This is a genomic window from Ulvibacterium marinum (assembly GCF_003626755.1).
Classification (GTDB): domain Bacteria; phylum Bacteroidota; class Bacteroidia; order Flavobacteriales; family Flavobacteriaceae; genus Ulvibacterium; species Ulvibacterium marinum.
Genome location: NZ_RBCJ01000003.1, coordinates 781,302 through 795,681 on the forward strand (window position 1 = coordinate 781,302; position 14,380 = coordinate 795,681).

12 protein-coding genes are annotated in these 14,380 nt (G+C 42.7%); 10 read left to right on the plus strand and 2 right to left on the minus strand.

Annotation, left to right across the window (positions count from 1 at the left end; translation table 11 throughout):
* The 5 genes from D7Z94_RS16495 (at nucleotide 1) to D7Z94_RS16515 (ending at nucleotide 6,107) form a co-directional block, all read left to right on the plus strand.
* On the plus strand, nucleotides 1-1,758 hold the full coding sequence (locus D7Z94_RS16495) for a TonB-dependent receptor (RefSeq protein WP_245967231.1): 1,758 nt from the start codon (nucleotides 1-3) through the stop codon (nucleotides 1,756-1,758).
* A 182-nt stretch (nucleotides 1,759-1,940) separates the two neighbouring features.
* Nucleotides 1,941-3,002, plus strand: a complete 1,062-nt coding sequence (locus D7Z94_RS16500) for an OmpA family protein (protein WP_120712674.1) — start codon at nucleotides 1,941-1,943, stop codon at nucleotides 3,000-3,002.
* 61 nt (nucleotides 3,003-3,063) lie between these two features.
* On the plus strand, nucleotides 3,064-3,816 hold the full coding sequence (locus D7Z94_RS16505) for an NYN domain-containing protein (RefSeq protein ID WP_120712675.1): 753 nt from the start codon (nucleotides 3,064-3,066) through the stop codon (nucleotides 3,814-3,816).
* 67 nt (nucleotides 3,817-3,883) lie between these two features.
* The gene (locus tag D7Z94_RS16510; RefSeq protein WP_120712676.1) at nucleotides 3,884-4,327 is read left to right on the plus strand and encodes a hypothetical protein; all 444 of its coding nucleotides are present in this window, start codon (nucleotides 3,884-3,886) and stop codon (nucleotides 4,325-4,327) included.
* 148 nt (nucleotides 4,328-4,475) lie between these two features.
* Nucleotides 4,476-6,107: an amidohydrolase gene (locus D7Z94_RS16515; protein WP_120712677.1), complete on the plus strand. Its 1,632-nt coding sequence runs from the start codon at nucleotides 4,476-4,478 to the stop codon at nucleotides 6,105-6,107.
* Nucleotides 6,108-6,171: 64 nt separating this feature from the next.
* Here D7Z94_RS16515 and D7Z94_RS16520 read toward each other — a convergent pair whose 3' ends face one another.
* On the minus strand, nucleotides 6,172-6,711 hold the full coding sequence (locus D7Z94_RS16520; protein ID WP_120712678.1) for a DUF2911 domain-containing protein: 540 nt from the start codon (nucleotides 6,709-6,711) through the stop codon (nucleotides 6,172-6,174).
* A gap of 243 nt (nucleotides 6,712-6,954) precedes the next feature.
* Between D7Z94_RS16520 and asnB the strand changes: the two genes are divergently transcribed.
* The 4 genes from asnB to D7Z94_RS16540 all read left to right on the plus strand — a co-directional run bounded on the left by asnB (nucleotide 6,955) and on the right by D7Z94_RS16540 (nucleotide 12,658).
* Entirely contained in the window at nucleotides 6,955-8,625 is a 1,671-nt protein-coding gene (gene asnB / locus D7Z94_RS16525; RefSeq protein WP_120712679.1) for an asparagine synthase B, read from the plus strand.
* A 424-nt stretch (nucleotides 8,626-9,049) separates the two neighbouring features.
* The gene (locus D7Z94_RS16530; RefSeq protein WP_147415918.1) at nucleotides 9,050-9,403 is read left to right on the plus strand and encodes an iron-containing alcohol dehydrogenase; all 354 of its coding nucleotides are present in this window, start codon (nucleotides 9,050-9,052) and stop codon (nucleotides 9,401-9,403) included.
* Between the two features lie 226 nt (nucleotides 9,404-9,629).
* A complete protein-coding gene (gyrB, locus tag D7Z94_RS16535; RefSeq protein WP_120712681.1) occupies nucleotides 9,630-11,570 on the plus strand; it encodes a DNA topoisomerase (ATP-hydrolyzing) subunit B in 1,941 nt (646 codons plus the stop codon).
* A gap of 71 nt (nucleotides 11,571-11,641) precedes the next feature.
* Nucleotides 11,642-12,658: a DUF6588 family protein gene (locus D7Z94_RS16540; protein ID WP_120712682.1), complete on the plus strand. Its 1,017-nt coding sequence runs from the start codon at nucleotides 11,642-11,644 to the stop codon at nucleotides 12,656-12,658.
* A 73-nt stretch (nucleotides 12,659-12,731) separates the two neighbouring features.
* Here D7Z94_RS16540 and D7Z94_RS16545 read toward each other — a convergent pair whose 3' ends face one another.
* The gene (locus D7Z94_RS16545; RefSeq protein ID WP_120712683.1) at nucleotides 12,732-13,103 is read right to left on the minus strand and encodes a hypothetical protein; all 372 of its coding nucleotides are present in this window, start codon (nucleotides 13,101-13,103) and stop codon (nucleotides 12,732-12,734) included.
* Between the two features lie 255 nt (nucleotides 13,104-13,358).
* Here D7Z94_RS16545 and D7Z94_RS16550 point away from each other — a divergent pair, with 255 nt between their 5' ends.
* Nucleotides 13,359-14,285: a malate dehydrogenase gene (locus D7Z94_RS16550; RefSeq protein ID WP_120712684.1), complete on the plus strand. Its 927-nt coding sequence runs from the start codon at nucleotides 13,359-13,361 to the stop codon at nucleotides 14,283-14,285.
* The last annotated feature ends 95 nt before the right edge of the window (nucleotides 14,286-14,380 follow it).

Sequence of the window (14,380 nt, forward strand, 5' to 3'; positions counted from 1 at the left end):
ATGATACAAAAACAGATTGCTTTAAGCCTTGTACTATTCTTGGGAGTTTACCTTGCCGTTTTTGGACAGGAAGAAGACCAAGATGATATTGGAACCGAAACCGTAACAGTTACCAAAGCGTATACACCTACTATTTCGGACGCCTTTAAGATTAAATCTGTTCCCCAGTTCGGTGATTCCATTGCGCTGCAGAAGAAGGATATAACCTATAGCATCAACTCGGTCCCTGTGGCCTCTACCTTTACGCCGGCCAAGGGACAGGCATCCAGGGTAAAGAAGACCCCGCCACCGGTATTGTTCAATTCCTATGCTTCGGCGGGAGGCGGAAATCCAGCCAATTTAATGGCCAAGTTCTATACCAGTAGAACTATTGATAGGGAGTCGGGATTTACCTTGGGGCTGGACCATAATTCCTCTAGAGGGGATATAGATGGAGTAGTGCTGGACAATATCTACTCGGATACCGAGTTGGAAGCAGCCTATAAAAAGAGGGACCGTGATTTGGATTGGGGCGTGGACCTGGGTGTGCAACATCAGCTCTACAATTGGTATGGCTTGCCCATAGGTGTTTTTGATGAGGCTACGGTAAATGCCATTGATGAAAAACAAAATTACTACATGGCCGAAGTATCCGGACATGTTAATCTTGAAGATTCCTTTTTTAAGAATGCATCGTTGGAATATCGTCGATTTTGGGATGCCATAAAATCCGGAGAGAACAGGGCCGTTTTCCAAACAGGTTTTGAATTTCCCTTAAACGAGGAGTCCTTAGGCATTAACGCAAAGATTGATTATGTAAACGGGAATTTTGAAAATGCCGATATCAATAGCACAACCAATATTAACGGGATAAATTATAGCCAGTTCCAGGTGGGCATCAATCCCAGCTTGACCATGCTTCGGGACGATTTGTCCTTAAACCTCGGGGTAAATTTGGTCTACGGCTTGGATACCGAACGCAGTGATAGCAATTTTTATATCTATCCCGCTGTAACGGCCTCTTATCGTTTGCTGGACGAGGTGGCCATTGTCTATGGTGGTATTGAAGGAGAGCTAAGGCAAAATTCCTATTACGGTTTTGTAGAGGACAATCCTTTTGTGTCACCAACTTTGACCATTGTTCCTACAGATAGGCAGTACGATGCCTACTTAGGATTACGAGGGCAATTGTTGCCTAACTTAAGCTATAATATCAAAGGCTCCTATACGGCGGAGAATCGAAGTCCTTTGTTCAAACTAAACCCGCAAAACACATTTAGGACCGATGAGAAGGGGTACTATTATGGTAACTCTTTTGAAGTGTTTTATGATGACATAAAGACCATTGGCGTATTTGGTGAATTGAATGTGGATGTAAACCGAAATTTTACCTTGGGCATTAATGCCGAAATATATGATTACGATACTGAAACTGATAATCCGGCTTGGAACCTTCCCAATATAAAAGGCTCACTTTTTATGGATTACCAAATTGGCGAAAAGTGGTATATGGGAGCCAATCTGTTCTATGTGGGGGAGAGGGAAGACGTGGCGACTGTGGCGGTTGTAAATGTGCAACCTTCCGAATTTCCGGCAACCATACTTACCTTGGATGGTTTCTTTGATGCCAATGCCCATGTAGGCCACCGATTGAACGATCAATTATCAGTTTTTGTACGTGCCGCTAACATCGCGAATAACAATTACCAGCGGTGGGCCAACTTTCCGGTGCAGGGCTTCCAGATTTTGGGTGGAGCCACCTATAAGTTCGATTTCTAGGCTAGGCCACTTCAGATGTAGGCAAATCTGTTTTGAACAACCGAGAACCCTGCCTTTAATCGATATCAATCCAAAGAGATTGACTAAATGCTTAATTTAGAATTGGTTAAATAAAAGAATTGGATTTGTATCGGATTTCTGGATTTGGAATCATCCTGACGTATATTTCTAGCATTGGTTTTATGTTTTCCCAAAATTTGGTAAAAAACCCAAGTTTTGAGACCTATAACAATTGTCCTAAACGATTGGGTAATTTCAACGATGACGTCTCATCTTGGTCTACGCCCTCAAAAGGCTCTACGGATTATTTTAATGGCTGTAGTTCGGCCATGGGAACACCGAAGAATTTCAATGGTGATCAACCTGCGGATTTTGGCAAAGGCTATGCAGGCTTGTACGTATATGCCCCTGAGGATTACCGGGAATATCTTCAAGGGGAGCTTTCTCGGACTTTGGAACCTGGAAGGAAGTATCACATTTCATTTTATGTTAGCCTAGCCGAACAGTCGGACTTTGCCGTAAAGGAATTTAGTGTGGTGTTTTCAAAGAACAAATTAGAATTCACCACAAAAAAGGAACTTTCCAAAGGAGTACTCTACAAGAATAAGGAAAACAAGTATCGCACTTTGGAAATCGGTTATGCCGATTTTTACTCAGATACCCAAGATTGGGTCTTGGTGCATACGGATTTTGTAGCCAAAGGATGGGAAAGATTCATGACCATCGGAAACTTTAAGAAGAATGCCCAGACCCGGTTGTTCAAAACCAAACGCAGTGCCAAAAAGGGAGCCTATTACTATATAGATATGGTGAAAGTTGAATCCACCAAAAAAATAGATACGGAAGAGCATTTTGTAGGCAATGATGTTAATGATAAAATAGAGGGTATTGAATTGGGTCAACTCCATGTTTTTGAAAATGTGCTTTTTGAGTTTGATAGGTTTCAATTGTTGGATAGGGAAAAGGTGGAACTACGGAAAATTTTCCAATATCTAGAAAATGATACTGCCCTCAAAATACATATTCACGGACATACGGATACTATAGGTTCCATAACCTACAATCAAAACCTGTCCAATGAAAGAGCTAAATCCGTGGCGGATTATCTCATACATTTAGGGCTGCCCCAGAAAAGAATACTATGGAACGGGCATGGTGGTACAAAACCGGTTGCTGATAATGCAACGGAAGCGGGGCGCAAACAAAACCGGCGGGTGGAGTTCGTGATTTCCAGGCAAGAATAATCTTGTATTTGTTTTTATTTGGTAGTAAACCCCGTACTTTGTACAAAATCAGAAGATAGTTATGGATGTTAAACTGGCCGTATTAATAGATGGTGATAATATACCTGCCGGGTATGTTAAGGAAATGATGGAGGAAATCGCAAAATACGGGAATCCTACGATTAAACGTATTTATGGGGATTGGACCAATCCCCGCTTGGGAAAATGGAAAAACGTACTTCTTGAAAATGCCATTACCCCCATTCAACAATATGGGTACACCACCGGAAAGAATGCCACGGATTCTGCCATGATAATCGATGCCATGGATATTCTATATTCAGGTAAGGTAAATGGGTTTTGCTTGGTAAGTAGTGATAGCGATTTTACTCGTTTGGCCACTAGGCTTCGCGAAGCGGGAATGCAAGTATTCGGAATTGGGGAAAAGAAAACACCCGATCCCTTTATTGTGGCCTGTGATCGTTTCATTTACCTCGAAATCTTAAAGGACCAGTCCGAAGAAGATACGCCGGATGCTACCACACGGAAGTCCAAATCCAAAGCTAATTTGGATAAAATAGGGCCCAAGGTAATCAAGCTGATCTCCACCACTATAGATGATGTAGCCGATGATGATGGGTGGGCTTTTTTAGGTGATGTCGGTAGCTTGCTCCAAAAAAAACAACCCAATTTCGATTCCCGTAACTACGGTTTTCAAAAACTTACTCCATTAATTGCATCATTGTCCAATTTTGAGGTTGAACGCCGTGAGGATTCGCGAGGTAAGAAGAAATTGATTTATGTAAAGATCAAGGAAAAAACAAAACCTCGTTAAACCTAAAGAACAATTTATTTTTGTATTTTGTAACAATACAAAGCACAATCCCTTTAAAACGTTACAAATGAAAAATCAATTGAACCCTATCAAAGGAATTTTTAGCATATTTGTCGTTATAGCATTTAGTTTTTGCTTTGTTGGACATGCAACCGTACCTTCAAAAGAGATTGTCCTCCTAAAGGACAAAAACATAACCACAATGGTTGGTGACAATTTAGTAGGAGGTTGGGAGTATACCGCCCAAGGTGCTCCAGAAGGCTACGATAAAGGTCTTTTGTTGATTGTTGGACAAGATGGTAAGTACCAGGTCCAGGTACAGACAGGTGCTGGGACCTTTGTAGGGGAGAATGTCACCGTAAAAAAGAACACCATTAGCTTCTCATTAATGATAGAAGGGGGGCTGGTTACAGTTAACCTGACTGCTAACGGAAGCAAAATTTCTGGAAAAAGCTCATCTCCAGAAGGAGATTATGTTATTGAAGGAGTGAAGAGTATTTCACCGGAATAGACCCATTTTCATTCCCTCCAGATACCATTGAAAGAGCCTGGAAGCCCCATTTTGTTCTACTATAGGTATTGAAGATTCCCCCTTACAAACATTTTGGATCATTGCCGGAACATACATCCGTTTTTTGCTTTGGTTGTATTTAAGCACTATGAGAAAATTGATATGTTTATTGGTGTTGATGCTATCCAGTTGCGAACTGCTAAAGGAAAAGGTGGATTTTGTAATCTTGAACGCTAATGTGTACAAGGTCGATGATAATTTTTCCAAGGCTGAGGCTTTTGCGGTTAATAAAGGAAAATTTGTGGCAATTGGAAGTACAAAGGAAATCCAAGACAACTATACCGCAGAATCAATAATAGATGCCGATGGACGTACCATTACTCCAGGATTCATAGATGCCCATTGTCATTTTTACCGCTTAGGAATAAACCAACAGGTGGTTGACCTTTCCGGGACCAAAAGTTATGAAGAGGTTTTGGAACGCGTATTGGCATTTCAAAATGAAAACCCCAAGGATTTTATTTTGGGCAGGGGTTGGGATCAGAATGATTGGGAGGTCAAGGAATTTCCGACCAAAAAGGAGCTGGATACCTTGTTTCCTGATACCCCTGTAGCTCTGAGAAGAATCGACGGTCACGCTTTATTGGTCAACCAAAAAGCGCTGGACATGGCCGGAATTGATTGGAGCACCAAAGTAGAAGGAGGGGAGATCGTTAAAAAATGGAATAGTGAAATTCAAGGTATCACCGGGGTTTTAATAGACAACCCCATGCGTCTTATCGATTCAATAATCCCTCCACCAACCTTGGAAACAAAGATTCAGGCTTTAAAGGATGCCCAACAGATTTGTTTCGTTAATGGTCTTACTACAGTAAACGATGCAGGTCTTGATCGGGAAATCATAGAGCTTATGGATAGTTTGCAACGGACTGGGGAGATTTCCATTCGGGTTTATGCCATGATAAGCAATACTCCGGAAAACCTAAACCATTATTTGTATCGGGCACCTTTTAAGACCGATCGCTTAAATGTTCGTTCCGTAAAAGTGTACGGTGATGGAGCCTTAGGTTCCAGAGGGGCAGCATTAAAACGACCCTATTCGGATTTGCCAGAACATTATGGGGCCATGGTGACCCCAGTTGATGAAATTGAGGATTTGGCAAGGAGAATCGCCATTTCGGAATATCAAATGAATACACACGCCATAGGTGACTCGGCCAATGCCGTGGTACTTAGGTCCTACAAAAAGTTTCTTCAGGGAGAGGAGGACCGGCGTTGGAAAATAGAGCACGCCCAGGTTTTGGACTCCATGGATTTTGATTATTTTGAAGATGGTATTATCCCTTCTGTGCAACCCACTCATGTCACGAGCGATATGTATTGGGCCGAGGAACGTTTGGGTAAAGAACGTATTCCCGGGGCTTATGCTTTCAAAACCTTATTGGATAAGGCCGGATTGGTAGCTTTGGGCACCGACTTTCCCGTAGAAAAAGTAAGTCCCTTCCTAACTTTTTATGCGGCAGTTGCTCGTAAAGATCTTGACGATTATCCGGAAGGCGGTTTTCAGATCAAGGATGCCCTAACCAGGGAAGATGCTTTACGCGGAATGACCATCTGGGCAGCTTACTCCAATTTTGAGGAAAAAGAAAAGGGAAGTATTGAAGTTGGTAAATTTGCCGATTTTGTAATACTAAGCGATGATATTATGACAGTTTCGCTAGAACAAATTCCGAATCTTAGGGCCGAACAGACTTTTATCGGCGGGGATATAGCTGAGTAAAAATTTAAATAAAAAAACCCGAAGCAGAAAAGCTTCGGGTTTTAAATTATTTAGTCAAACAACCTTACATAGTTATTGGCACTGCCACTCGAGTCTTGTCCCAGCCCATGACCATATGTGTCCCATTGTCCACTTCCTTAAAGGCTATGGAAAAGGCATCCAGAGAAGAACTATCGGAAGCTGCAGGTACGGCAACCCTCGCTACATCGCCTGCTTCATCATAGGAATAGGCTCCCCACTGATTTAGGTTTTTGTTGAGCACAACAGTCCATTCGTCCTTGCCGGGAATAGTAAATAGGGCATACGTGCCAGCGGAAATAGCCTTGCCACCAAAATTCACGTTCTTATAAAAAGTGATTTCTGCTGCTTCGTTGGCACCGGTGCGCCAAACTTTTCCGGCAGGGGCAAGCTCTGATAAAGAGCGACCCTTTAACTGCGGGCGGCTGTAAATAATCCGTATCGCTTTATCGGAAACCCGATAACTGGACGGGTAAGCGGCCATGTCCATTGGGCTCTTATCAAGTCCATCAAATTTCTGGGCCAAAGCTTCGGAGGAAAATACAATTGCCAATACCAAAAGGGCAAGAGAGCATAATTTTTTCATGTTTGTTTTTGTTTTTAGTGTGTTCAAAGCTAGTTAGTAATCCATTTATAGACTTATAAAAAGTCGTTAAAATTTATGCAGCTTACAAAGCGTCCCATTTTTCTTTCAAATTACTTTTAATTATTACAGTATTCATTTAAAAATATATTTTAAATATAAATTAGTAATCAAAACTAGTTTTATTGTTTTTTTTAGGCATATTATGTACATCTTTGCTTTTAAATTGATATAACTTAAATTGATATGTGTGGAATTGTTTGTGCGTTCGATGTGAAGGAAAGTACCGAAGCCCTGAGGCCCCAGCTTTTGGAAATGTCCAAGAAAGTAAGGCATAGAGGGCCGGATTGGAGTGGGATCTATTCGGACGATAAGGCTATTTTGGCCCATGAAAGATTGGCCATTGTAGATCCGGTTTCCGGTAAGCAGCCCTTGTTCAGTGCCGATGGAAAGTTGGTTTTGGCCGCTAATGGGGAAATATATAATCATAGGGAATTACGAAAGCAATTTGAAGGAAAATATAATTTCCAGACCCAATCCGATTGTGAGGTCATTTTGGCTTTGTATCAAAAGAAGGGCGCCGACTTTTTGGATGAAATGAACGGTATTTTTGGTTTTGCCATCTATGATGCCGATAAAGAAGAGTATTTTGTGGCCAGGGACCATATGGGAATTATTCCTTTATATATGGGCTGGGACCAGAATGGCACCTTTTATGTCGCATCCGAGTTAAAGGCCTTGGAAGGTACGTGTACCAAAATAGAACTTTTTCCACCCGGTCATTATTTACATAGCAAGGATGGGGAACTAAGAAGATGGTATACCCGGGATTGGATGGAGTACGATGCGGTAAAGGAAAATGAGACCAGTATCAAAGAAATTCAAGAAGCTTTGGAGGCGGCTGTCCATCGTCAATTAATGTCGGATGTTCCGTATGGGGTATTGCTGTCCGGTGGATTGGATTCTTCTGTCACTTCGGCCGTTGCCAAAAAATATGCCCAAAAACGAATAGAATCGGATGATACCAAAGAGGCCTGGTGGCCCCAATTGCATTCGTTTTCCGTGGGATTGGAAGGCTCCCCCGATTTGGCAGCTGCCCAAAAGGTAGCCGATCATATTGGAACGGTGCATCATGAAATAAAATTCACGATTCAAGAAGGATTGGATGCCATCAAGGATGTTATCTATAATTTGGAAACATATGATATTACTACTATACGGGCCTCTACGCCCATGTACCTTATGGCAAGGGTTATAAAATCCATGGGAATAAAAATGGTATTGTCCGGCGAGGGTGCCGATGAGCTTTTTGGCGGCTACCTGTACTTTCATAAGGCACCAAGCCCAAAGGATTTTCACGAGGAAACGGTTCGGAAACTGGATAAATTACACATGTATGATTGTCTTAGGGCCAACAAGTCTTTGGCGGCCTGGGGTATCGAAGGGCGTGTACCATTTTTGGACAAGGAGTTTATGGATGTGGCCATGCGCATCAATCCCAAGGATAAAATGATCAATGGGGAACGCATGGAGAAATGGGTAGTCCGTAAAGCTTTTGAGGACTATTTGCCGGAAAGTGTGGCATGGAGACAAAAAGAGCAGTTTTCCGATGGGGTAGGTTATAGTTGGATTGATACCCTAAAAGAATTAGTGGAGGAAAAAGTTTCCGATGAGCAATTGGCCAATGCCAAGTTCCGGTTCCCGTTACAAACTCCGACAACGAAAGAGGAGTTTTATTATCGGTCCATTTTTGAGGGACATTTTCCCTCGGATGCCGCAGCATTATGTGTTCCACAGGAACCATCGGTAGCTTGTAGCACCAAGATTGCCCTGGAATGGGATGAGGCATTTAAGAATATGAACGACCCCTCAGGTAGGGCGGTAGCCAATGTACATGACGATGCCTATGTAAAATGAAATTTATGGAATTCCTCGCCTAAAGAGGCTGTTGATGGTCTTTGATTGAAAACATGGTATTTGTATCATGGACCCAACAAACATAGTTCTGTTTTGCCCATCAGCCGTGATGGGGCTCAGTTTTTTATTTTAATTAGTCCTTAACCCCGCCTAAGGCGGGGTTTTGTTAATGAGGCCCAAGTTTTGGAGAAACTTGTTGGCCGAATTAACCCCGAGCTTGCCGAAGGGTCCGTTCGAGGCAGTCCCCTGACCTTGGCCCAAGTTTTGGAGAAACTTGTTGGCCGAATTGACCCGAGCTTGCCGAAGGGTCCGTTCGAGGCAGTCCCCTGACCTTGGCCCAAGTTTTGGAAAAACTTGTAGGCCGAATTGACCCGAGCTTGCCGAAGGGTCCGTTCGAAGCAGTCCCCTGACCTTGGCCCAAGTTTTGGAGAAACTTGTTGGCCGAATTAACCCCGAGCTTGCCGAAGGGTCCGTTCGAAGCAGTCCACTGACCTTGGCCCAAGTTTTGGAGAAACTTGTTGGCCGAATTAACCCCGAGCTTGCCGAAGGGTCCGTTCGAAGCAGTCCACTGACCTTGGCCCAAGTTTTGGAGAAACTTGTTGGCCGAATTAACCCCGAGCTTGCCGAAGGGTCCGTTCGAAGCAGTCCCCTGACCGTGGCCCAAGTTTTGGAGAAACTTGTAGGCCGAATTGACCCTGATCAAGCATCCTATTTCCAAAATGAAATGAGAAATTGGCATACTTCTATTTTGATTTTTGGAGCCCCTGTTTTCCAATAAAAAACCAGCCTAAATAATAGGGCCGGAAACATTAATATTTTCCACAATTTTTGTTGATAACTTAGAGGCTTTAAAGGGAGTAAAACACCATATTTCATGGGGTTTTCCGTATATTTGTAGGATTGCAAAAATTGAATGGGACCAAGCCTATGAAAAAAGTAAATATCTACTGATTTTCATGAGCGCCCAATGGATATTGGGAAGGTGAAAACAACTTTTAAATTCTATGAGCGAAGAAGCAAAAAAAAGGAATTATTCGGCCGATAGTATTCAGGCCCTTGAAGGGATGGAACACGTACGTATGCGTCCATCCATGTACATTGGGGATGTAGGTGTCCGGGGATTGCACCATTTGGTATACGAGGTAGTGGATAACTCCATAGATGAGGCCATGGGAGGGCACTGTGATACGATTAGCGTAACCATAAATAAGGACAATTCCATAACCGTAAGGGACAATGGTAGGGGAATTCCTGTTGACCTTCATAAAAAGGAAGGTGTCTCCGCCTTGGAAGTGGTTATGACCAAAATTGGGGCCGGGGGAAAATTCGATAAAGATTCCTATAAAGTTTCGGGAGGTCTTCACGGTGTAGGTGTTTCGGTGGTCAATGCGCTTTCCGATCATCTAAAGGCTACGGTATACAGGGATGGCAAAGTATGGGAACAGGAATATGAAAGGGGAAAGACGCTATATCCCGTTAAAAGTGTAGGGGAAACAAAGGAAAGGGGAACACTGGTCACCTTCCATCCAGATGAAACCATATTCACCCAGACCATAGAATATAGCTACGAAACCTTGGCCAATAGGATGCGGGAGCTTTCATACCTGAACAAAGGTGTAACCATAAGCATAACGGACGAACGTGAGAAAGGTGAGGATGGTGAATTCATTTCCGAAACCTTTTATTCCGATGAAGGACTAAGGGAATTTGTACGGTTTTTGGATGGTAATCGGGAGTCTTTGATTCAAAATGTGATCGCCATGGAGGGCGAGAAGAATGATATCCCCGTTGAGGTGGCCATGGTCTACAACACAAGTTATACCGAGAATTTACATTCCTATGTGAACAATATCAATACCCATGAAGGAGGAACCCATTTATCAGGATTCAGAAGGGGACTTACCAGTACATTAAAAAAGTATGCGGATGCCTCAGGAATGCTGGACAAACTAAAATTTGAGGTTCAAGGTGATGACTTTAGGGAAGGATTAACGGCCATAGTTTCGGTGAAGGTAGCCGAACCACAGTTTGAGGGGCAGACCAAGACTAAACTGGGCAATAGGGAAGTATCCTCGGCCGTTTCCCAGGCCGTTTCCGAAATGTTGACCAACTACTTGGAAGAACACCCGGACGATGCCAAAGTAATCGTTCAGAAAGTCATTCTAGCCGCCCAAGCACGGCATGCAGCGACCAAGGCCCGGGAAATGGTACAACGAAAATCACCCATGAGCATTGGTGGATTACCGGGAAAATTGGCGGATTGTTCTGAGCAGGATCCTGCAAAATGCGAATTATTCCTAGTTGAGGGGGACTCTGCGGGCGGAACGGCCAAAATGGGTAGGGAACGTAGTTTCCAGGCTATTTTACCGCTTAGGGGAAAGATTTTGAATGTTGAAAAGGCCATGCAGCATAAGGTTTTCGAGAATGAAGAAATCAAAAACATCTATACGGCCCTTGGGGTTACCATTGGGACCGAAGAGGATAGTAAAGCCCTGAACCTGGAAAAATTACGGTATCACAAGGTGGTTATTATGTGTGATGCGGACGTTGATGGTAGTCATATCGAAACTTTGATCCTCACCTTCTTTTTTCGATACATGCGAGAATTGATAGAGGCAGGGCATGTATACATTGCTACCCCACCACTTTACCTAGTTAAAAAAGGTAGTAAGAAACGATACGCTTGGAACGATGGTGATCGTGACGAGATTATAGAAAGTTTTGGTGGAGCCGCTTCGGTGCAGCGCTACAAGGGTCTTGGGGAAATGAACGCCGAACAGTTGGCAGATACTACCATGAACCCGGAATTCAGGACTTTACGCCAAGTTACTATTGATAATGCGACGGAATCTGATCGTATTTTTTCCATGCTTATGGGAGATGAGGTACCTCCAAGAAGGGAATTTATAGAGAAAAATGCCGTTTATGCGAACATTGATGCATAAGAATTGGCACTTCACAACAAAAACCCTGACAGTTATGTCGGGGTTTTTTAGTTTTAAGGAAAAATCATATAATGAAAACTGTAGTTTCCTTAGTTCTAGCCCTATTCGGGTTTCAAGTAATCCTTTCACAGTCCAATATCAATGATTTACTGGCGGCCGGTCTGGAGGATGCTGAACGGTATACCAATGATTATCTGGCGCCAGTTTCCGAAGGGGCAATGCACAGCATCTCCAATGGATGGTATAACTCGGGAGAGTCCAAACCCTTAGGTGGTTTTGAAATTTCAATTATTGGCAATGTATCTTCCTTCAAGAATAAGGATGATAAAAAGGCGTTTACTTTAGACACGGCCGATTATGAAAACCTTCAATTTGTTGACGGCAGTACGGCCAGACCTGTTTCAACGGCATTGGGCGACCTAGATGGTGTACGCGTCTTCGTTGAAGCAGAAATAGCCCCTGGTATAACTGAACGTGAAGAATTTGAACTGCCCTCGGGACTTGCTTCCGAGGACATCAATGTTATTCCTTCGGCTTTTTTGCAAGCAAGTGTTGGGTTGTTCAAGGGAACTGAGGTAAAAGCCCGTTTTTTTCCCAAAATCAATACGGATGATATTGCGGCAGGGCTCTATGGTTTTGGCCTTCAGCATGAATTTACAAGTCATCTACCTGCGGAAAGGCTATTTCCATTGGCCATTTCAGGTGTTATTGGATATACTCATTTGGACGCTACCTATGATTTCAGTACTACGGATATCATAGCGGGTCAAAACCAAAGAATAGATGTGGTCATGAATACTTGGGTCTTTCAGGCAATTGCCTCTACCAAGCTTCCCGTTATCAACTTTTATGGTGGAATAGGATATATGACCGGTAAATCCTCTACGGATATTTTGGGTACCTACATCGTACAATCAGGCCCTTTTCAACAAACGTATACTGATCCTTTTTCAGTAGAACAGGACGCCAGTGGTGTTAGGGCCAATATCGGAACAAAGTTAAAACTGGGATTCTTTAGATTAAATGTAGATTATACCTTGGCCGAATTCAATAATCTTGCTGTAGGCATAAATTTCGGCTTTAGATAATGGAACATAATGAAAAGACCATTGGTACATTGATCGCACCAACGGTCTTTTATTGTGTATCAACCTTCTATTTTTATTCCCTGATTGCAAAGGGATTTCCGTTCATATCTTCCAACATACTTCCGTCCTGGGATTCTTTTAGGATTACGAGGTCGTCACCTCTATCCAATCCAGGATAGGAAATAGTGTATACACCATCGTCCTGACTCCACTTAAAGTCAGTTTTAATGGTAATCTTACCATTTTCTATACCGTGATATCTGCCAAGATAGGCATCATTAAAAATCCATTCCTCGCGGAAAGTTTGGTTTTGTGTCTTGCCTGTGGATATTTCTGCGATATTGGACCAAATTCCAATAACTTGATCGTTATTCTCGGCTATTCGGGAACAATTGCTAACGGAGATAATGGCTATGATCGCGAGAAATGAAAAAAGCTTTTTCATTTTGTAGGTTTTCTGATTCGGGGTTTGGTATATCTGAGAACGCTCAATGAACCATTGATATTGCTAAAATTCGATGTACGGCACTATAATATGTTTTTCTTCGTTGAACGGTCATTTTTTTTAACAACCTTTAATTGATTTATAGGTTTTGAAAACATTAAAAACAACATGGATTAAACTGATTTTTGTCATTTTTTATCAAGGTAGAATCCCTACTTTTGCAGTGTTAAAGAACAACTAATAAATTATACGAATATGAAAGTTACCGTAGTAGGGGCAGGTGCCGTAGGCGCTAGTTGCGCGGAGTACATTGCCATAAAGGATTTTGCATCGGAAGTAGTATTGTTGGATATTAAGGAAGGGTATGCCGAGGGCAAGGCCATGGATTTAATGCAGACCGCTTCCCTTAATGGTTTTGATACCAAAATAACCGGTATAACCAATGATTACTCCAAAACTGCGGGAAGCGATATTGCGGTCATAACATCAGGGGTTCCAAGAAAACCCGGTATGACCCGTGAAGAACTCATAGGAATTAATGCAGGAATCGTCAAGACCGTCTCCTCCAACTTATTGGAACATTCCCCCAATGCCATTTTAATTGTGGTAAGTAATCCTATGGATACCATGACCTATTTGGTTCACAAGTCCACGGACCTTCCCAAGAACAAGATTATTGGAATGGGAGGCGCTTTGGATAGTGCACGGTTTAAATATAGACTTGCGGAGGCTTTGGAAGCCCCGATTTCCGATATTGATGGCATGGTAATCGGTGGTCATAGTGATACTGGCATGGTACCTTTAGCTTCGCATGCGACTAGAAATAGTATTAATGTAACCGAGTTTTTAACGGAGGAAAGACTCTCCCAAGTGGTAGAGGATACAAAAGTGGGGGGTGCCACATTGACCAAACTTTTAGGAACCAGTGCATGGTATGCTCCAGGGGCCGCCGTTTCTAGCTTGGTACAGGCCATTGCCTGCGATCAACAGAAAATGTTTCCTTGCTCTACGTATTTGGAAGGTGAATATGGCCTTGAAGATATTTGTATAGGAGTGCCTGTGCTATTGGGCAAAAACGGGATAGAGGAAATTGTGAACGTTCCTTTGAGCGAAGCTGAAAAAAACAAAATGAAGGAAAGCGCCGCGGGAGTCTCCAAAACCAATGGATTGTTGGAACTTTAGACACCTCTCTAGGAGTAAAATACATATAAAGCCTCCTGCCGATGACAATCGGTAGGAGGTTTTCGTTTTTACAATTACTCATAAATATATTGCCA